Here is a 21,114-nt window from a genome sequence, read left to right as displayed (position 1 = left end):
TAGATGGATAAAATTAGCATTGAACATGTAAGTTATAAAATTGGTTCAGCAGAGATTTTAAATGATTTATCTATGACTGTGCCAGCTAATAAATTTGTAGGTCTTATGGGGCCTAATGGATGCGGAAAATCAACCTTACTTAAGCATTTATATCGCGTCATTGCCTTACAAGAAGGGCGCATCACATTTGATGAGACGCCGATTCAAGAGATTCCCCTTCGCGAGGCAGCTCAAAAGATTGGTGTTATGGGGCAATTTCATGCCGTGAATTTTGATTTTACGGTGTGGCAAATTGTCATGATGGGGCGCACCCCGTATAAAAAAGGCTTTGACGATGATACGGAAGAAGATTTGCATTTAGCAAGTGAAGCGTTGCGCACAGTAGGTATGTTGGACCGCGCTAATCGGAGTTTTAATTCCTTATCTGGTGGAGAGCAACAGCGTGTTATGTTAGCCCGCGTGTTGTGCCAGGAGCCAGAATATTTAATTTTAGATGAGCCTACGAATCACTTAGATATTACGTATCAGCTAGAACTATTGGAAGTCATTAAAGGCTTAGGCGTTGGGGTGATTGCAGCCCTTCATGATTTAAACTTAGCCTCTTTGTTCTGTGATGAAATTTTTATCATGAAAAAAGGGCGCCTAGTTACACAGGGCGCACCGGCTGAGATTATAACGGAAGAGCTCATTGAGCAGGTGTATGACGTGAGGAGCTCTGTTACGTATCACCGAGATGGAACGCCTGTAGTGACCTATGGCCGTCAACCACTTCGTCATGTAGGACTTACTAAGGGGAATGCCGGGAACCAAGAATCGGGTAGGCCCTTACCGGCGCAGTATCTAGACAGTGCTGTTGCTAAGCAAGAGCCTGAGACAAGCGTAGGAGGCTTAGGCCTATGATGTCTATTTGGGAGCGCTGGAGCCGAAGGTTTATCGGGGTAGGTAGTATTTTAGTCCTAGCTGTGCTAGCGTGGTTTTCTTATACTAATGGGCATTGGCAAGTGATTGGACAAGGTTCACAAAGTCAAACGGGCATTGAAATACAAAATGTGGATAGTGATGGTAATCCGTTGCGATTTGTCTATCCTACATCGCCAAAGCGTGTAATTAGCACATATCCTGGGGCGACGGAACTGCTCATTGATTTAGGCTTAGGAAATCGTATTGTGGGGACGGTAGCCCCTTATGGGGAAGAACCGCCGCGCTATGCCAAAGCGTATAGTGAATTACCTTTGCTGACAAATGCGTATGTACCGAGTCGAGAGCAAGTATTTGCTCAAACACCTGATCTTATCATCGGTTGGTCGCATCATTTTACACCGGCCACACTAGGTGATGTAAGGCAGTGGTATGACCGAGGAACTGGTGTATATATAGTACCTGCCACGGTTCGGAAGAATCAGCCTACCTTGGAGAGTACGATTTATCCTTTTATTGATGATATGGGACATTTATTTGATGTTCCTCATATAGCAAGTGCATATAAACAACAACTTGAGTTTCGAGTGAACTCTGTAGTCAAACGAGTAAATGCGCGCAATTATAGACCTAATGTTATTATTTTACAAGCGCATGGACATAGTACATATAGTTTGTATGGTCCCATTTACCTCATTGATGACATTGTAAAAAAAGCGGGTGGTCATAATATGACAAGCCGTCAAATTTCTGTTGTAGGGCCAGAGCGTGTGTTGGCTTTTGACCCTGACATTATTGTGTATGTAACCGTTAGCCAAGGTGCTAAGACTCTCACTGATGAAGAGGCTATAGCGCAGCTTAAGAGCGACCCTAATTTATCGAGTATGAAAGCGATTAGGGAGGGGCGAATTATTGCCGTGCCTTTTGCTGATGTAAATAATGGCAATGGTCGTGTTGTGGATGCTTTGGAAAAGATAGCCCAAGGCATTGAGGAGGACTATTCGAAATGAATTTGAATCGCATTGTTGTTCGTGGACGTTTAACAAAAGCTGTAATGGCTGCCTTTGTATTAACTGCTAGTGGTACTGCTTGGGCCTACGCAGCTGATGTAGATGATACTGTTGTATACGATCTAGGCGAAGTGCTTGTTACGGCCAATCGCGTAACAGAGAAGAAAATTGATGTGCCAGCGGATACAGCTGTTATTTCTTCAAAACAAATTGAAGATGGCAATTATGCCAGTGTATCTGATGCCTTAAAAGCCAATAATGTGCCTGTAGTGAAAAAAGGATTTGCTGCGTATCCAGAGCTCAATGGTGATACACGTGTGCTCGTTATGGTAAATGGTCGAAAAATTACTTGGGACCATTTAGTTGTATCAGGTGCTACTAACTCCATTGATATTGACCAAATTCCAGTGGAAAATATTGAACGCATTGAAGTGGTAAAAGGTCCTAACTCTTCCCTATATGGTGAAAAAGCAGTAGCAGGCGTAATTAACATTATTACGAAACAAGGTGTTGAAGGGCAACAAACTACGGTACGTGGAGAAGTAGGTACTTGGGGCCATCAAAAAGCAAGTATTGTCACTCAAGGTGGGGATGAGAAAAATGCGTACTTCGTAACGTATAGTAAAGAAAAGCAAAAGAGTTATAAATACAAAGATGCCAATGGTAATTCCCATGTATTCCCAGATACGACGATTGATCGCGATACCTTTACAGCACGTTATGATCATTATTATGCAGAAGATCATTTGAGCTTAGATTTCTCTTATAGCAATCGCAATGATGGTTTTGGCATTTATTTGAGTGATCCTCTTAATGGCGTACCTTATGGTGCAGGCATGAAGAATAAGACGATTGATGCAAGCTATGGTGCGACGTATTATTTCGGTGATGGCAATGATACATTCATTCGTACATATCGCAATACAGAAAAATCCAATGCTCCATTTGCAGGCACACCATATACGCATGATTTAGCTATGTTTGGTGTAGAAGGCCAAAAGACTTGGCATTTAGATGACCATACATTAATCGGCGGTGTGACTTATAATCGAGAAAGTATTGACGAAGAAAACGATGGCGTAAGCTTCAATAAAAATGCTAATTCTAAAGCGGCCTACTTAGAAGATAAATGGGAGCTTGGCAATGGTTGGACAGCTAATTTAGGCACTCGCTATGAACATCATAATAACTTTGGTGGCGATTGGGCTTCTCATGTAGGCATTAATAAAAAACTTGATGACCGTACCCATGTGTATGCATCTTGGGGACAAGCTGTAAATAATCCAACCTTGAAGATGATGTATGCTAATTCACCATATTGGATTGGCAATCCTGATTTAAAACAAGAACGCTCCTATACCTATACTCTCGGTGTAGATAGCCAGGTTAATGACCGCTTGAATGTGTCTGCTAGCGTCTTTGAAAGCCATTTAAAAGATGCCATCGATTGGGAATGGAATACAGCGATTAGCCGCACAGTTTACTACAATGTGAATAAAGAAAAACGCCAAGGCTTAAATGTAAGTGCTACTTATAAAATTGACGATGCTTGGAAAGTAAAAGGCTTTTATAACTTCTTGCGTCAAAAAGTTGATAGCGGTAGCGGCATGATAAATGATGCTAAGAACCGTCATCCTAATACATATGGTGTAGAGCTTACCTATGAAAAGAATCGTTGGAGCATTATTAACACCCTTCAATATGTAACAGGCCGTTCAACAGCATACTACACAGATTCTAAGTACTTCACTTGGGACCTAACTATGAATTATAAACTCAATGATTCGACTAAGATCTATGCACAAGGCTTTAACTTAACTGATGAAGCTTATGAAGTAGAGCCATATAGCACACCAATTGGGGCCTATGCAATGCCAGGTCGCCACTATGTAGTCGGTGTGGAGCATAAATTCTAAGAATAAGTTTGTATAAGAAAAGAGGAAAAAGAATATGGAATTATTAGAATTATTTCATCAAGGTGGCTTAGTAATGTATCCTTTATTACTTTGCTCCATTATTTCTATTGCAATTTTAGTGGAACGTCTTCGCACATACAGTGCTGCACAGTCTAATATGGACAAGCTTCGCCAAGAAGTACCGCGCTTAACAGCTAACAATGACAAATCTGGTCTTGAAGCGCTTTGCGCTGAAGATGGTGGCGTAGCCTCTGAAATGTTAACGGCTGCGATTTACCGCGATACAGTAAAATCTAAAAGCGCTGCCTTACAAGGCGCAGCAGGTGCTATTGCAGGTCGTTTACGCTCTCGTTTAAACTACTTAGAAACAATTGTAACTTTATCTCCATTGCTTGGCTTACTTGGTACGGTAACAGGTATGATTAGCTCTTTCAGTGTACTATCTGTATCTGATGGACAGCCTTTTGCTATTACCGGCGGTGTAGGCGAGGCCTTAATTGCGACTGCCACAGGCCTTTGCGTGGCGATTATTGCCCTTGTTATTCATGCGTACTTAGTACAAAAGCAAGACAAATTGATTACTGATATGGAAGAAATCAGTAATGTGTACATGAATTCTGCAGCTGACTTAGTATAAGAGGGCTTATAGATGCAACTTAGAAGTCTTCGAACTACAAATAAACCTAAGCTCATGATCATCCCGATGATCGACATTATATTCTTCCTATTAGTGTTCTTCATGATGAGCATGCTTTCCATGGTAGTACAACGGTCTATGCCAGTTAATTTGCCAACAGCATCAGCAGGCGCCGTAGATATTCAGCGTAAAATTCCAATTACTATTACAGAAGATGGTTCTATTTATGTGGAACAAGACAAGATGGACCTAAATGGCATGGTAAAACGTCTTCAACTCGAAAAAGCGAAAGGTGAAGACATTACAATTATTTTACGTGCTGATACAAAAGCTCAATATGGTGCCTTTGTACAAGTATTAGATACATTAAAAACAATGCAATTAACGAAAATTGCAGTGGCAACAGAAAGTAAGTAGGTGATGTGAATGGAAGATACAGCAGTGCGTGACCAGCATGTTACTTCGCCATTTGCTCACATTTATAAAAATCGCTGGAAAATGGCGATTACTACGTCTTTGGTGGTTAACTGTCTATTAGTAGGCGGGCTGATTTGGTCATTTACGCAAAAGCCTGACCTTGAGATTGATAAGACCCCAGTAGAGATTAGTATTTTAGGTGACGGTCCTGATACAGGTGGTCCTAAAATTGCTGCACCGGCTAAATCCGCGGTGCAGGCACCACCACCATTAACTCAGGAAGAAGTACAAAGTATTCAAAATGGTGTGCCTATCAAAGATATGATTGAGCAACCTAAACCTCAGCCTACGCCAGTACAGCCTACGCCAAGTGCTTTAAATAGCAGTGTAGATGCGGCTTACTCCGGTGGTGCTGGAGTTGGTGGTAGTGCAGAAGGCTCCGCTGAAGGTAGCGGCTCTGGCTCTGGTGATGGTAGTGAAGCTGGTGGTAGTGGTGACGGTGGCGAGGGAACAGGTGGTTCTCAAACTGTAGTAGAGCCGTTAGAATTTTTAGGAAATCGTTCGCTAAGAGGGTATTCTGGCACCGTAGTTATTCATGTTGTGGTGAATGAGTCAGGACGTGCTGTAGAAGCCTATGTAGAGCAATCCAGCGGCGATAGCGCTTACGACCGGGCCGCAGCAGCGCGAGCACGGTCTAGTGCTTACAGTCCAAAAACTGTAAATGGTACCCCAGTGGTATCAGAAGGGCGCATTACATTTAGAAATTAATGTTAGATTAATTTTATAGATTTTTAGGGAATAAGTATTGCCAAATCGTGTTGTTTTCTGTGTGTGTTTATTTCGTGTGGGTGTAGGTTAGCCCCCTTTATGGAGGTTTCGATGAAAAAGTCTCATAAGTATATGGGTCAGTATGTGAGTAAGGCTGCTTTGGCTCTGGTGCCTCTGCTAGCTCCTATGGCCATGACTTATCTATGGATGGCTTAGAAGGTCAGAAAACTTGGCATATAGGTGATCATACACTAATCAGTGGTGTGACTTACAATCAGGAGCATATTAAAGAAGAAAATAATGGCGTAGCCTTTGATAAATCGATGATTAGCAAGGCCATTTATGTGGAAGACAAATGGGAATTAGGCAATGGCTGGACAGCTAATTTTGGTACACGTTATGAACATCACGATACCTTTGGTGGCGACTTTGCCTCCCATATTGGCTTAAATAAAAAGCTAAATGATCATACTCATGCCTATGTATCTTGGGGGCAAGCAGTAAATAACCCAACCCTTAAAATGCTTTATGCAGCCACTGAATTCTGGCGTGGTAATCCTGATTTAGACCAGGAGAAATCTCAGACTGTAACCCTAGGTATTGATAGTGATGTAAATGAAAAATTAACACTATCTGCTAGCGTATTTAAGAGCCGTTTAAAAAATGCCCTATCTTGGGTAAACGGCTATGATGGTCCGAATAATAGTTATATTCCTGGCTATTATGAAAATGTGAATCGAGAAAAACGCCAAGGCCTTAATTTAAGTGCCACTTATAAGTTAACTGATGCATGGCGTGTAAAAGCGGCCTATAGTTACTTACAAGTTAAACAAGATACAGGTAGCGGTTATGTGAATTATACAGATAATCGCAATCCTAATCGCTATAGCTTAGAGGTTTCATATGACAAGAATCGTTGGTCTGTAAATAATATTCTTCAATATGTGACCGGCCGTTCTGAGGCAAAATATTCTGATTCCTCCTATTTAGTATGGGATCTTAATGTTAACTATAAGCTCAATGATTCCACTAAGATTTATGCGCAAGCATTTAACTTAACTAATGAAGATTATGAAGTAGAGCCATCTACAACCATTGGATCCTATGCTATGCCGGAACGCCATTATGTGGTGGGCGTGGAGCATAAATTCTAATGGATTACAGTTTCAAAGCTAAAACCGAAAGATGTAGAATTAAAAATTAATTGATTGAAGGTATTACAAAGAAACACACGGCTCTAAGGGGCCGTGTGTTTTTTATAAAACTAATAGGTAAATATAAGTACCAAATTGTTGTGTGAAGAGAGGAGACGTATTGTGAATTACAATATGAACAACAGCATGTGGCGTAGTAAACGCTTGAGAGCACAAATTATGTGTGCATTAGTATTAGGTGGTGTGTGGACAGTTGCTACTTGGGGGCCTGGCGTGCAAGCTGCTGATAGCGAAGTGTATGACTTGGGTGAAGTTATCGTAACTAATGTGGAGGCTCCAAAGCCTGCGGCTGAGTCAGCTACAACAGAAGAGACGTATGCAGGTGGTCAAGTTTCGCGTGTTAACTCCATTGGGATGCTAGGTAAGAAGGATTTCCTAGATACTCCATTCAATGTGACTGGCATTACGGCAGAAACGATTGCGAATCAACAAGCCACTAATATTATTGATGTTGCTTCTAATGATGCCTCCGTTAGTGATCAAACTTTATCTGGTGCCTCCAATGCATGGAATATTCGCGGTTTTAAAACTACGCAACAAGATGTGCAATTTAATGGCGTATATGGCATTGCACCGCGATTCTATACTGGTGTAGAAGGCCTTGACCGCGTAGAAATTTTGAAAGGTCCAAGCGCTATGCTCAGCGGCATGGCACCAAATGATACAGTTGGTGGGGTTATTAATTTTGTGCCTAAACGAGCTGGTGATACACCAGTTAACCAAGTGACTTTGAGCTATGGCACAGGCCATCAATTCTCACAACAACTCGATATGGCGCGCCGTTTTAATGATGGAAAATATGGCGTAAGCTTAACTGTTTTAAATCGCGGTAAGCAAGAAACGACTTATAAAGATGAGTCCAATAGTGCCAGCACAGTGTCTTTAGGCTTAGATGCTAAAGGAGAACGTTGGCGCACCTCGCTCGATTTAGGTTATGTGTACAATGACATAGAAAATCCACAATATCGTGTAAGCATTTCAGAAAAAGTGGCGGCTAAATTAACGGCCCTTCCTGATGTAGGCGAGGATACTAAATTTGGTGCACCTGGTACATATCGCCGTATTACTGAAAAGTATGGTTTGTGGAAAGGTGAATACGATTTAAATGACGATTGGACTGCTTATGCAGCATTTGGCATGCGCAGTACATCTATGGATTATTTGTATAATACCTTTACTTTATCCAATGCTACTGGTAGCTCTAAGATTGCGTACAAACATAATGGACAATTAAATAAGGGCATTACGGCTGAATTAGGTGTGAAAGGTAAGATAGAAACTAATTCCTTAGATCACGAAATTAGCATTGGTGCGTCCCGCATTGACTATAAGCGATACATGAACAATCGCAATATTGATTTAGTAGGTACTGGCGTTACTAGCGTATATAGTCCAAGTTTTGATGCCTATATTGATGATGATATTTCTTATTTGCCACTTAATGATAAAAATAGCCTAAAGAGTATTGCCATTAGCGATGTCATTTCCACAAAGGATAAGAAATGGCAATTTATGGTAGGCGGTCGATTACAAAGTGTAAAAACAGATACCTATAGCTATAAGAATAATAACTTAACTGGTGTTACTAGTTATGATGAAACGGCGTTCTCACCAGGTTTTGCTATTGTTCATAAGCTAAATGACAAGACATCTGTGTATGCTAACTACATTCAAGGTTTATCAGCTGGTGAAACAGTAACTGATACAAATGCAAGTAATTATGGTGAAGTATTTGCACCATATAAAACTAAGCAATATGAAGTAGGGGCTAAATTTGACTTTGGTAAATTTGCTACTACAGTTAGTGCCTTCCAATTGACTAAGCCAAGCTTGATTGAGAATAGTGTAACTAATACGTATAGCGTAGATGGGGAACAACGCAATCGCGGCATTGAAGTCAGCTTCTTTGGTGAGCCTACAGAAGGCACACGCTGGTTAGGCGGTTTTACTTTCATCGATGCTAAGTATACAACTACGGAAGGTGGCACTAATGAAGGCAATCGTGTAGCTGCTGTGCCGCGCTATAGTGCTGTACTAGGTTTAGAGCATGATTTGAAGAGCGTGGAAGGGTTAACCTTAACTACGAAATTAACTTATAATGGCTCCGCGTATATTAATGCGACGAATACTTTAGGCACACCAGCTTGGGTTCGTTGGGATTTAGGGGCGCGCTACAAATTTAATTGGCATAATACGCCGATGACAGTGCGTGCCAATGTGTACAATGTATTAGATACAGTAAGATGGCGTGCTCTTGAAAATGCCGTATACTTAGGCACTGGCCGTACATTTGCACTTTCTGTAACAGCTGATTTCTAATAGGAGTACTCCATGAATTGGTATAGACGGCCAGGGGTGTTAGGGTTCTTGCTATTAGTTATCTTAGTCATTGTGTCGGGCTTCTCCCTTAGTGTAGGAGCCCGCTCCATTAGTTGGCCTATTATTTGGAAAGCATTGACAGCCTATGACCCAACACAAATAGAAGAATTATTAGTTCAAACTTTGCGTTGGCCCCGTTTGTTGCTAGCTATTGCTTGTGGCATTAGTTTTGCCGTAGCAGGATGCTTAATGCAAGGTGTAACAAATAACCCCATGGCGAGTCCTTCCATCATGGGAGTTAACTCTGGGGCCGCTTTAGGCTTAGCTTTGTCTATGATTATAATGCCAGAGGCGAGCCTTAATATGACCATTATATTTGCTTTTATAGGTGCTGCTGTGGCCACTTTGATCATCATGGCATTGGCGAATCGCAGCGGTGCTAAGATGTCACCAGTGTTCTTAGCCTTAGCGGGGACAGCTGTGAGCGCTGTATTATTGGCCATAACACAAGCCTTGGTAGTCTATTTTGATGTGGCGCAAGAGCTTAGTTATTGGACGGCAGGGGGCATTAGTGGCGTTCGCATGTCGCAAGTATTACTTTTGTGGCCTTGGACTATAGTGGGCTTAGTATTGGCGATTTATTTGTCAAAGTCAGTGACACTACTCAATTTCGGCGAGGAAATGGCCATCGGTTTGGGCGGTCATATGATGCGCACTCGTTTGCTTGCCAGTGTGGCTGTACTCTTGCTTTGTGGCTCTGCGGTAGCTGTGGCGGGTCCCATTGGTTTTGTGGGGCTTATAACACCTCATATGGGGCGTAAAATGGTAGGCATTGATTATCGAAAGTTAATTCCTATTACAGCATTACTGGGCGCTATTTTAGTAGTTCTTGCCGACTTAGTAGCGCGCTCTATTGCACCGCCTCATGAAGCGCCTTTAGGGGCTGTGACAGCTATGATTGGCGTACCTTTCTTCTTGTATTTAGCAAATAGAAAGGGGCGACGCAGATGAGTACGCATAAAAAGAAATTTATTTTTTATAGTGCTTTGTTTTTATTGCTTTTATCGGCATTCTTTTTTCTGCATATTAGCACGGGATTTACTTATTTTTCTAATAGTCGCTTATTTGTTGTATTACTCGGTGGTGGCAGTGCGGACGAAAATGTAATTGTCTTTGACTTTCGTTTGGTCCGCGCAGTTCTGGCCGTATTAATCGGTATGGGCCTAGGTATTGCAGGTGCATTGTTTCAGCAAATTACCCGCAATGAATTGGCAGGGCCTGGTTTATTGGGCGTTAATGCTGGTGCCGGTTTAGCTGTAATGCTGCTAATTTATGCCTTGCCAGATAACCAGGGCTTACCTATTTGGGTCTTACCTTTGGTTGCTATTGTGGGCGCCTTGTTGGCTTCGGGTAGTATTTATGGTTTGTCATTGGTTCAGGGGGCATCAGAAGGAAATTATTCACTAGTATTGAGTGGTATTACTTTAACTGCCGGTATACATGCATTGCAAATGCTTTTTATTGTAGCCTTATCAGCGGAGCAATTTCGCCAAGTTAATGCATGGCTTATTGGGAGCATTTCCGGATCAAGCTGGGCACATGTGATGGTGCTTTTCATTGTACTAGGGCTTATATTTACAGTGGTGTACTTAAAGCGGATTACTTTGAATGTATTAGCTTTGCGCGATGAAACGGCTATCGGTTTAGGCGTTAGTATTAATCGCAGTCGATTACTCTTTTTAGGCGCTGGTGTAGTACTCGCCGCCACCTGTGTTGCGGTAGGTGGGAGCATTGGTTTTATAGGGCTTGTAGCGCCTCATATTGCACGGCGTTTAGTGGGAGCTGATTGCACTTATGTATTGCCTTTGACGGCGTTGATTGGTGGCTGGCTATTAGTGACTGCTGATTGGATTGGCCGAGTTGTGATGGCCCCTGGTGAAATGTTAGTAGGCATTGTTGTGGCTCTAGTGGGGGCTCCATATTTCTTATTTATTTTAGCGCGGAAACGGGGGTAGTTATATGAGCGATCATAGTAAAACTGATATTATCATTGAAAATCTGCGCACTGGCTATGATAAAAAAGTGATTATAGATAATTTAAACTTGGCTATCCCGCGCGGTAAAATAACCACCCTTATAGGCTCCAATGGATGCGGTAAATCAACCTTGTTAAAGACTATTTGTCGCATCATAAAGCCTATGGCTGGTGATGTATACGTAGATGGACAGTCTATTTATGCCGTGCCTACTCATGAACTTGCTAAGAAGGTAGCGATTTTGCCCCAACATCCAACCGCACCAGAGGGACTTACGGTGCGAGAGCTTATTTCCTATGGCAGGGCGCCATATAAACATGGTGTATTTTCAAAAGCTAGCAAAGAAGACCGAGACTATGTGAATTGGGCCATGAAGATTACTCATTTAGAAGAATTGGCAGAACGGCCCATTCACCGCCTCTCCGATGGACAAAGACAGCGCGCCTGGATTGCCATGGCAGTGGCGCAAGATACAGATATATTATTCCTCGATGAGCCGACGAGCTTCTTAGATATTGCTCATCAATTAGAAGTTTTGCAATTGGTAGATTATTTAAATACCGAATTTAATAAGACTGTGATTATGGTGCTTCACGAACTGAATCAAGCGGCGCGTTTTGCAGACCATATTATTGCTATGAAAGAGGGCACCGTGCGCTTTCAAGGGACCTCCGAGGAAGTATTTACAAATGAAATGCTTCAGGAAGTATTTAATATTACGGCAATGATTATGCGTGACCCTATGACAAGTCTGCCATTTTGCATTCCACAGTATGTGGGAGGCGACCTATGATGAACCCTCGGTGGAAGATACTTAGGACTAGCGTAACCTCGACGTGCCGCCTGTGCCAAACTTTTATAAGAAGAGAAACAGGGCGTTGCCAGTCTAAGAAGACTTTGATGAGTGTAGCGGTTATGATGCTTACAGGAATGACTGTATTAACTAGTGGTTGTGCTATGCCGGACTGGCAAGTAAAGTCGCCGCTTAAAAAGGCGGCTACGGCGAAGCCTTTGTTTGATGTTAATGTAGCGCGTGCTGATACGCCAGAAGCTATTGATAAGGAGTTAGACACACGCTATGCAATGATTAAAAACGATATGGGGAAATTGTTTACAGAGGACCAAGGACAGCTTATATTAAAGCATAAGTACGGGACTACTGTGTTGCCAGAGAACCCACAGCGCGTGGTTGTCATTCGATTGGAAGACCCTATGATAGCCCTAGGTGCTCCCATGGTGGGAGCCTATAATACGCCTAGCTTTTATCTCCATGATGAGTTAGAGGCGCAAGGTGTAGCGACAATTAGTATTAATGAAGATATTAAAGCTATCAATTTAGAGCAAGTTCAAGCATTGAAGCCAGACCTTATTTTGCTGCGAGACTCTTTTGATCGCAACACGTATAATGCATTAAGTAAAATCGCTCCTGTAGGGGCTTTGAATTTGCAGAAAACAGAAGTCACTTTATTGGCACTAGGCCGCATTTTGCATCGTGAAGCGCAGGCTGAGGCGCGCTTGAAGGCCTATTATGAGCATGTAAAACAATCTCGTTTAGCTATTAAGACTGCTATCGGTGATTCACCAGTGGCTTTGCTACGAATCTTGAAGAAAGAAGTGCGGCTCTATCCATATCAATCAAATGACATTAGTCGATTTATGTATGAATTATTAAATATAGAGCCAGATCCTTTAGCTGTTTCTCAAAATGGTACTGAATCTAGTGTGATTTCTCTAGAAATGTTACCAGAGCTTAAGGCTGAGTATTTAGTTGTAAGCAGTGGCTATGGGCCGAGTAGTTCAGGCAATACGGCGGCTGCAGAAAAGCGCTATGAAGAGCTAAAGGAAGATCCTTTATGGCAGTTCATTCCCGCAGTGCGCAAGGGACATATTTTAAATGTTGATCCCTTGGTGTGGAATGCGCATGGTATTATTGCTAAAGAGCGAGCTATGGACGATTTAGTTACATATTTCTCAAATATTTCAGAGCATAGTGAATAGGGCTGTATAGCCCTATTTTTTTAGCTTGTGTTTCTATGGTATAATAGAGTGTAAAAATATGTAATAAATCTTTTTATGAATCATCAGCAATCATGGAGGACATAATGGATCAAAAGGAACTTGTCATTGTAGTGGATTTTGGTGGGCAATACAATCAGTTAATTGCTCGTCGTGTACGTGAAAATCACGTGTATTGTGAAGTCTATCCTTACAATAAAGCGGTAGAAAAAATTAAAGAGTTGCGCCCTATGGGGGTTATTTTCACTGGTGGCCCTAATAGCGTGTACGAAGAAAATTCTCCACGCATTGAAAAAGAAGTATTTGAACTTGGAATTCCTGTGTTAGGCCTTTGCTATGGTATGCAACTTATGGCGCATACTTTAGGCGGTAAAGTAGAGTCTGCTGAGGCTCGTGAGTTTGGTAAGACACCTGTAAAAGTAAATACAAACTCTCCACTTTTCAAAGGTTTAAGTGAAAATGAAATTGTTTGGATGAGTCATGTAGACTATGTAGCGGCTGTACCAGAAGGTTTTGAAGTGGTTGGTCACACTGATAATTGCCCAGTAGCAGCGATGCAAGATGTGGAACGCAAATTATATGCTATGCAATACCATCCAGAAGTGCTTCACAGTGAGCATGGTAAAGAAATGATTCACAACTTCTTATTTGAAGTGTGTGGTTGCCATGGCGAATGGACAATGGCTAACTATGCTAAAGTAGCGATTGAAGAAATCCGCAACAAAGTGGGCGATGGCAAAGTATTATTAGCTTTATCTGGCGGTGTAGATAGCTCTGTAGCAGCAGCGCTTATCTCCAAAGCTGTAGGTGAACAATTAACTTGTATCTTCGTTGACCATGGTTTAATGCGTAAAAATGAAGGTGACGAAGTAGAAGCAGCCTTTAAAGATTCAGGGATGCACTTTATCCGCGTTGATGCGGCTGATCGTTTCTTAGGCCGTTTAGCAGGCGTTGAAGAACCTGAACAAAAACGTAAAATTATTGGTGAAGAATTTATCCGTGTGTTTGAAGATGAAGGCCGCAAAATTGGGTCTGTTGATTTCTTAGCACAAGGTACAATTTATCCTGACGTAATTGAATCTGGTGCTGGTGATGCAGCCGTAATTAAGAGTCATCACAATGTAGGTGGTTTACCAGCCGTTGTTGATTTCAAAGGTCTTATTGAACCACTTCGCAATTTATTTAAAGATGAAGTGCGCGAATTGGGTGCTGAACTTGGTTTAGCCGACTATCTTGTATGGCGTCAACCATTCCCAGGTCCTGGCTTAGCTATTCGTGTTATGGGTGAAATTACTCGTGAAAAACTCGATATTCTTCGCGATGCAGATGCTATCTTCCGTGAAGAAATTGCTAAAGCGAAACTTGATCGTTCCATTAATCAATACTTTGCTGTACTTACAAGCACTCGTACAGTCGGTGTTATGGGCGACTTCCGTACCTATGATTACACGCTCGCACTTCGCGGTGTAACTACAACTGACTTCATGACAGCCGATTGGGCTCGCATTCCGTATGAAGTGCTCGATAAAATTTCGGTTCGTATCGTAAATGAAGTACAACATATTAATCGTATCGTATACGATATTACATCTAAACCACCAGCTACTATTGAGTGGGAATAAGATAAAATAAAAGTCCGTGTTAGCTTTTGCGCTTTTCTTATAAAGAAAAAGAGCAAGTAAAGACTAACACGGACTTTTTTATTAGAGTCTATGAAAAAGAAAGTGCAGAAAGTTATTGTAAGTGGCTATTATATGGAGCGAGTAATTAATATAAATAGTATCTTTAAAATTTATTTATATCATTTGCAGACTGTGCTAATGTAACAGTTTTTAACTTTTGAAAATATTCTAATAAGAGTGTTTTGAAATAATGTCCATATGAAGGCAGGTATTTATCGTTGTGATGTATTAAACATATATCTTTTATTAGTGGTTTGTTTTTATAGAATAAAGGGAAAACATTTAAATTTTTAGGGAGTGTTGGAAATGTGGCGATTAGTCCTATGTGGGACGCAAATGCGGCTGCATTGCCTTGTGCGGCAATGCTTGTGCTTACTTGAGTATAGGTGCTAGTAGAATAAATATTAGGGGACAAATTTTTTTCTCTAAAGCAATTATCTATTTCGTGACCTAATCTATTATTTAATATAGAGAAAGGTATTTTAATAAAATCTTCTATTTGAGCTCCATTAATGGAGCGTTTTTTTATATCTTCAAAACTATTAGGATAATATTTTTTTAAAAGAGTGTCATCACAGCAGAGATAGATTTGATCTTTTATTAGTAGAGTATTATCTAGTAAAGGTGAATCTTGAGGATCCATAACAATGGCAAGATCAAGTTCAAATTTTAAAATTAAATCTTCTAAAAAATTTGAGTTCTTATCTAAAATGGAAACAGATACTTTAGGATATTTCTGTGAGAAGAATGGCAATATAGCGGGTAAGGATTGAGATATTCGGATAGGGCTTCCACCAACACGCAAAGTACCTTCGGCTTCTTTTTTTATATCTTGAATTATTGATGTCAATTCTTTTTCTCGATTAACTAAGTTTTTAGCAAAAGATAGTACTATTTCTCCAGCATAGGTTAGCTGAAGCTTAGGACGTCTTGTTAACAGCTCTATTCCATAATGAGATTCTAATCTAGCTAGGTGATTACTTAGATTTTGTTGTGAAATAAATAGGCGTTCGGCAGTTCTAGTAATATGTAAATCTTTGGCTATTTCAATAAAGTAGTAATAGGATATTAGATTCATAAATCCTCCTTGTATAAAATGATAAAGTATTGAACTAGTTTATAACACTGATTTTCTCTAAGATTAATAGTATTTTATATTATTGTATCATTTCATGAATAGATAACAAAATAAATTTGTTGAAATTAATAAAATACAATGTTTGTTTTTGTTGCTCATACATACTACAATAACATCATAAATTAAAAGCAACGTTGTTATGAGTTATAGTTATGGTTTGGAGCGTAAAAAAGTTATTGGAGAAAGGAATGTTAGAGATGTCATTAGGAAAAAGAATTTATTTAAAACGTGAGCTTCCAGAACAAGCCGTGGTTGAAGAATTTAAATTATTACCAGCATCTAATGTTGGGGATTGTATGGAACGTAATTGTGCTATGAATCCGCGGATTAAATTGGTCAGTTCTCCAAAGGCGCAGATTATGGCAGGCCCAGCATTTACTGTGAAATGTAGAGCCGGAGATAATTTAGCTCTTCATGCAGCATTAAATTATTGCTCCGAAGGTGATGTAATTGTAGTATCCAATGAAGAAGACGATACGCGATCATTGATTGGTGAAGTTATGATGGCATATCTATACCGAGTAAAGAAAATAGCAGGCATTATTATTGATGGTCCAATTCGGGATATCGATGAAATTGGAAAATGGGATTTTCCGGTATATTGTACTGGGACAACTCCAGGGGGGCCATATAAAGAAGGTCCTGGTGAAGTAAATGTATCTATTGCCTGTGGTGGAGTAAGTATTAACCCAGGTGATATTGTACTAGCTGACCCAGATGGAATTATTGTGATTCCTAAAAATGATGCGTCAACTATTTTAGAATTAGCTAAAAAATATCATGCTAATGATGATGCAAAACTACAAAAAACTCTAAATGGGACAATCGACCGCAGCTGGGTTGACCGGACACTAGAAGCAAAGAATTTTGAAGTTATTGATGATGTATATAAAGCGTAATTATAGCTGGATTTATAGGCCTGAATTAAGAAAATAACAATATTTAGGATATAAATGATAATTTGCTATAAATAGATTTTTTACTTAATTATAATATTACCTAACTTTTTTAAATGAGAGGAGAAACGATTATGGCTTGGAAAGTTTTATTACCACAGGAAATTATGGAAGAAGGCACCCAATTATTAATAGATTCTGGTATAGAGTTAATTCGTGGTCGAGGGTTTGAAACAGCAGATGTTTTAGCTGATATGATTGAACATAAACCAGATGCAATGATTGTTCGGATTACTCCAATTACTCGTGAAGTAATTGAAGCAAATCCTAATTTAAAAGTAATTGTTCGACATGGTGCAGGATTTGATGCGCTTGATGTAAAAGCTTGCCATGATAATAACGTACAAGCGTTGTATGCGCCAGTTGCAAATAGTACGTCAGTTGCAGAAACAGCCCTATTATTGATTTTAGAATGTAGTCGCAATGTAATTAATTTAAGAAAGACTTGGGTTGATGATTTTTATAAAGCAAAACTAAAAATTAAGAAAAACACTTTAAATGGAAAAACAATAGGTCTTATTGGTTGTGGCAATATTGGTAGTCGATTAGCAAAACGTTGTTTAGGAATGGAAATGAATGTTCTAGCTTATGACCCATATAAACCCGCAGCTGATTTTCCAGATGGCGTAGAAGTTGTTCGTGATTTAGACCGTATTTTCAAAGAAAGTGACTACGTATCTTTACACACGCCTAATACACCGATTACTAAGAATATGGTAAACGAAAAGACTTTAGCGATGATGAAGCCAACCGCATTCTTAATAAATACAGCACGCGGTGCTTGCGTTGATGAAGAAGCTTTATATAATGCTTGTAAGAATGGTGTTATTGCTGGTGCAGGCTTAGATGCGATTCGACAAGAGCCTGTTGACCCTAAAAACCCATTATTAACACTAGATAATGTAATTATTTATCCTCATATTGGTGGTAATACTCAAGAGGCAGCACATCGAGCATCCTATTTCTCTGCTATGGGAGTAGTGGAAGTGTTTCAAGGTAAGAAACCTACTTGGCCGATTAATGATATTGACTATGCTACAGCTAAGACTTATGACGATATTAAGAAAACAGACTCAAAACCAGCAGGTATGTTTGATTTTTAAGGCTTAAGTGATTCTATATAGAGGTGTGTATGAACGTTAGTAAACTATTAAAACTTGGATTTATTGCCATCGTGATAGTAGCTTTTTGGAATATTCCAACGCCTGAAGGCTTAAAGCCTGAAACGTGGCATTTAGTATCACTATATTTAGGTTTGTTGGCAGGGCTTGTATTAAAGCCCTTTGCCGAACCAATCATAACTCTAATTATTTTAGGGATTATGGCTTTATTCATTAAAACGAATGTGCTGTTGTCTGGCTTTGGTAGTAGCATGACTTGGTTTATTGCTATTGTTACTATCGTTTGTACAGCTTTTGTTAAAACTGGGTTAGGTAAACGTGTTGCTTATCAGATGCTATTAAAGTCAGGGAGTAGTTCGTTAGGCTTAGGCTATATTTTAGTATTGACAGACTTAATTTTAAGTCCTGCTACAGGTTCTAATGCAGCTCGTACTACAATTATCTATCCAATTTTTCAAAGTATTGCTGAAGGTGTAGGCTCTGAACCTAACAAAGATCCTAGAAAGCTTGGTGGATATTTAACTACTTTGATGTATGCAAGTTCACAAGGCACGTCAGCATTATTTTTAACAGGGATGGCTACCAATGCAATTACGGTATCTTTGCTTAATGAGATGCTAGGAATACATTTATCGTGGGGAACATGGTTTATGGCGACAGTTGTACCAGGTGGTCTGTTCTTATTCTTGGCACCGCTTGTTATTTATAAATTATATCCTCCAACTTTGAAGTCTTTGTCAGATATTAAACCGTTAGCTAAGAAAGGCCTTGAAGAATTGGGGCCTATGAGTCGCAATGAAAAGGTTCTATGTGTTCTCTTTGTTTTAGCTGTATTAGGGTGGATGTTTGGGTCTAGTTTAAATTTTGTATATTTGAATATGCAAGTTGTAGGATTTTTATTCTTAGCATTAGTTTTGTTGACAGGCATATTGAATTGGAATGATGTAATTGGCGCAAAAGGTGCTTGGAGCATTTTCTTGTGGTATGGTGCTTTTTATGGTGTAGCAGCATCCTTAGCATCTGCTGGATTTTACAAATGGTTGGCTACTGTATTGGGAGACGTATTAAATATTTCTGCTGTAGATGGGACTATTGTTACGGTAATTATTCTATTGGTAAGTCTTGCTGTTCGTTATTTCTTTGTATCGAATAGTGCTTTTGTAGCTTCATTTTATCCAGTATTATTTGCTATTGCCGCAACTACGCAAGCCAATTTAACTGTAGTAGCCCTATTATTAGCAGTATTTGCTAGTTATGGAGCTATGCTGACTCACTATGGAAATGGGGCTGGCTTGATTGCATTTGCATCTGGTTATGTATCGCAAAGTGATTTCTGGAAAGTCGGAACTTCTATGGTTGTGTTTGCACTCTTAATTTATGCTATTATTGGTATTCCTTACTGGGCGTTAATAGGTTTATTTTAAATAACGATTTAAGCTATATTTGTATTTTAAATCTAATAAGCTTTTATTTATAAAAAGGTAAGAGCATAAAGTGATAGGAGTAGTACAATGCTTGATTTATTAATTAAGAATGGACATGTAATTGATCCATATAATAAGATTAATAAAATAAAAGATATTGCGATTTATAATGGCCGAATTGTCCCTTATGAAGATGGAGAGGCTGCAAAACATGTTATTGATGCAACTGGCAAGTTAGTTTTCCCTGGGTTAATTGATGCGCATGCTCATATGTTTTTTGAAGGAACTGAGATTGGGATTCCTGCAGATACGGCATATTTACCTACAGGTGTAACTGCAGCTATTGATTTTTCTGCTGGTGTAGCTAATTATCAATTATTTAAAAATTCTGTTATCTCACGAAGTCAAGTTACTATAAAAAGTTTTTTATATGTTGCATCTGCGGGGCTAGTAACTACTAGTCATCATGAAAATATTAACCCTAAGTATTTTAACCCAGAAAAGATTCGACGCATGTTTAAAGAATATAGCGACAATTTATTAGGGTTAAAAATTCGGCAAAGTGAAGATTTGGCTGAAGGATTAGGAATTGAACCATTACGTAAGACTATTGAAATTGCAGAAACTGTAGGTTGCCCAGTAGAGGTTCATTGTACTAATATTCCGGTTTCTACAGAAGAGGTACTGGATATGTTGAGACCTGGAGATATATTTGAACATGTCTATCAAGGGGTTAAAAATACAATCTTAGATGAGAATGGCAAGTTATATCCTTGTGTTTTAGAAGCTAGAAAACGAGGAATCATCTTTGATACTGCAGAAGGACGCAAACATGGGGATTATGATATTATGTTAGGTGCCATGAAGCAAGGATTTATAGCGGACATGTGTAGTACTGATTTAGTATTAGGTAGTATGTATCGTAGACCTATATTTTCTTTACCAAATCTTATGTCACGATATATTTCAATGGGAATACCTATGGAGCAAGTTGTTAAGATGGCTACAGAAAATCCTGCAAAATTAATGAAGATGGAAGGCGAAATAGGATGTTTATCTCCTGATGCTATGGCTGATGTAGCAATTTTTGATTGGATTGATTTTACTCAAACTTATAGAGATTGGAAAGGAACTGAGTTTAAATCAAATAAAGTACTAGAGCCACAAATGACTATTAAACAGGGGCAGATTGTATACTGTAATTCTCGATACTTATATGAGGAGAGCTTTAATTAACTGTTAAAAATATAGACAATGTCCTCCTATTATTTATTAGGATTACATTAATATCTTTTAAAATAATTCTACTATCTTAATCTAACTTAACTTAACTAAAGGTTTACATTGTTTATATTTTAATATAGGGTGTATAAAATATTTATAATAAAATATATCCTAAAAAATAGTGCGATTTGTAGATATTCTAATATCCGCAAGTCGCACTATTTTTAGTATATAATAAAATCTAGTGGGGCTTGGTATGATATAATGTCTTTATTAATTTTTTGTTATTATTTGGGGGGACATCTTTATAAATAGAAT

18 protein-coding genes are annotated in these 21,114 nt (G+C 39.4%); 17 read left to right on the top strand and 1 reads right to left on the bottom strand.

Annotated elements, in window-relative coordinates; all coding sequences use genetic code 11:
• The first annotated feature begins 3 nt into the window (after positions 1 to 3).
• From QZR90_RS00740 to guaA, 13 genes are all read left to right on the top strand, one after another.
• Positions 4 to 900, top strand: a complete 897-nt coding sequence (locus QZR90_RS00740; protein ID WP_295787678.1) for an ABC transporter ATP-binding protein — start codon at positions 4 to 6, stop codon at positions 898 to 900.
• On the top strand, positions 897 to 1,928 hold the full coding sequence (locus tag QZR90_RS00735; protein ID WP_295787676.1) for an ABC transporter substrate-binding protein: 1,032 nt from the start codon (positions 897 to 899) through the stop codon (positions 1,926 to 1,928). Before QZR90_RS00740 ends, QZR90_RS00735 begins: the two co-directional genes overlap by 4 nt.
• Complete coding sequence (locus QZR90_RS00730; protein WP_295787673.1) at positions 1,925 to 3,844, top strand: TonB-dependent siderophore receptor; 1,920 nt, start codon at positions 1,925 to 1,927, stop codon at positions 3,842 to 3,844. Before QZR90_RS00735 ends, QZR90_RS00730 begins: the two co-directional genes overlap by 4 nt.
• 34 nt (positions 3,845 to 3,878) lie before the next feature.
• Positions 3,879 to 4,481: a MotA/TolQ/ExbB proton channel family protein gene (locus QZR90_RS00725; RefSeq protein ID WP_295787670.1), complete on the top strand. Its 603-nt coding sequence runs from the start codon at positions 3,879 to 3,881 to the stop codon at positions 4,479 to 4,481.
• A gap of 12 nt (positions 4,482 to 4,493) precedes the next feature.
• Positions 4,494 to 4,898, top strand: a complete 405-nt coding sequence (locus QZR90_RS00720) for a biopolymer transporter ExbD (RefSeq protein WP_295787668.1) — start codon at positions 4,494 to 4,496, stop codon at positions 4,896 to 4,898.
• A gap of 9 nt (positions 4,899 to 4,907) precedes the next feature.
• Positions 4,908 to 5,666 (top strand): TonB family protein, encoded by a 759-nt coding sequence (locus QZR90_RS00715; protein ID WP_295787666.1) that lies wholly within the window; start codon positions 4,908 to 4,910, stop codon positions 5,664 to 5,666.
• A gap of 203 nt (positions 5,667 to 5,869) precedes the next feature.
• Positions 5,870 to 6,820 (top strand): TonB-dependent siderophore receptor, encoded by a 951-nt coding sequence (locus tag QZR90_RS00710; RefSeq protein WP_295787664.1) that lies wholly within the window; start codon positions 5,870 to 5,872, stop codon positions 6,818 to 6,820.
• Between the two features lie 162 nt (positions 6,821 to 6,982).
• The gene (locus QZR90_RS00705; protein WP_295787660.1) at positions 6,983 to 9,199 is read left to right on the top strand and encodes a TonB-dependent siderophore receptor; all 2,217 of its coding nucleotides are present in this window, start codon (positions 6,983 to 6,985) and stop codon (positions 9,197 to 9,199) included.
• 12 nt (positions 9,200 to 9,211) lie between these two features.
• Positions 9,212 to 10,210, top strand: coding sequence for an iron ABC transporter permease (locus QZR90_RS00700; RefSeq protein ID WP_295787658.1), 999 nt, complete (start codon positions 9,212 to 9,214; stop codon positions 10,208 to 10,210).
• On the top strand, positions 10,207 to 11,214 hold the full coding sequence (locus QZR90_RS00695) for an iron ABC transporter permease (protein WP_295787655.1): 1,008 nt from the start codon (positions 10,207 to 10,209) through the stop codon (positions 11,212 to 11,214). The genes QZR90_RS00700 and QZR90_RS00695 overlap by 4 nt, the downstream gene beginning before the upstream one ends.
• Positions 11,215 to 11,218: 4 nt before the next feature.
• Positions 11,219 to 12,028 (top strand): ABC transporter ATP-binding protein, encoded by an 810-nt coding sequence (locus QZR90_RS00690; RefSeq protein ID WP_295787651.1) that lies wholly within the window; start codon positions 11,219 to 11,221, stop codon positions 12,026 to 12,028.
• The gene (locus tag QZR90_RS00685) at positions 12,025 to 13,233 is read left to right on the top strand and encodes an ABC transporter substrate-binding protein (protein WP_295787649.1); all 1,209 of its coding nucleotides are present in this window, start codon (positions 12,025 to 12,027) and stop codon (positions 13,231 to 13,233) included. The genes QZR90_RS00690 and QZR90_RS00685 overlap by 4 nt, the downstream gene beginning before the upstream one ends.
• Positions 13,234 to 13,337: 104 nt before the next feature.
• Entirely contained in the window at positions 13,338 to 14,873 is a 1,536-nt protein-coding gene (guaA, locus tag QZR90_RS00680) for a glutamine-hydrolyzing GMP synthase (RefSeq protein WP_295787646.1), read from the top strand.
• 163 nt (positions 14,874 to 15,036) lie between these two features.
• Here guaA and QZR90_RS00675 read toward each other — a convergent pair whose 3' ends face one another.
• Complete coding sequence (locus QZR90_RS00675) at positions 15,037 to 16,011, bottom strand: LysR family transcriptional regulator (protein WP_295787642.1); 975 nt, start codon at positions 16,009 to 16,011, stop codon at positions 15,037 to 15,039.
• Between the two features lie 248 nt (positions 16,012 to 16,259).
• On the opposite strand from QZR90_RS00675, the gene QZR90_RS00670 reads away from it, so the two are divergent.
• The 4 genes from QZR90_RS00670 (at position 16,260) to QZR90_RS00655 (ending at position 20,808) form a co-directional block, all read left to right on the top strand.
• The gene (locus QZR90_RS00670; protein WP_295787639.1) at positions 16,260 to 16,970 is read left to right on the top strand and encodes an RraA family protein; all 711 of its coding nucleotides are present in this window, start codon (positions 16,260 to 16,262) and stop codon (positions 16,968 to 16,970) included.
• Positions 16,971 to 17,101: 131 nt separating this feature from the next.
• A complete protein-coding gene (locus QZR90_RS00665) occupies positions 17,102 to 18,130 on the top strand; it encodes a hydroxyacid dehydrogenase (protein ID WP_295787633.1) in 1,029 nt (342 codons plus the stop codon).
• Between the two features lie 29 nt (positions 18,131 to 18,159).
• Complete coding sequence (locus tag QZR90_RS00660; protein ID WP_295787630.1) at positions 18,160 to 19,572, top strand: DASS family sodium-coupled anion symporter; 1,413 nt, start codon at positions 18,160 to 18,162, stop codon at positions 19,570 to 19,572.
• Between the two features lie 87 nt (positions 19,573 to 19,659).
• Positions 19,660 to 20,808, top strand: coding sequence for an amidohydrolase family protein (locus QZR90_RS00655; RefSeq protein ID WP_295787626.1), 1,149 nt, complete (start codon positions 19,660 to 19,662; stop codon positions 20,806 to 20,808).
• Positions 20,809 to 21,114 lie beyond the last annotated feature (306 nt).

Source organism: uncultured Veillonella sp. (assembly GCF_900545795.1).
Taxonomy (GTDB): Bacteria; Bacillota; Negativicutes; order Veillonellales; family Veillonellaceae; genus Veillonella_A.
This window is presented reverse-complemented; position numbering and strand designations above follow the sequence as displayed.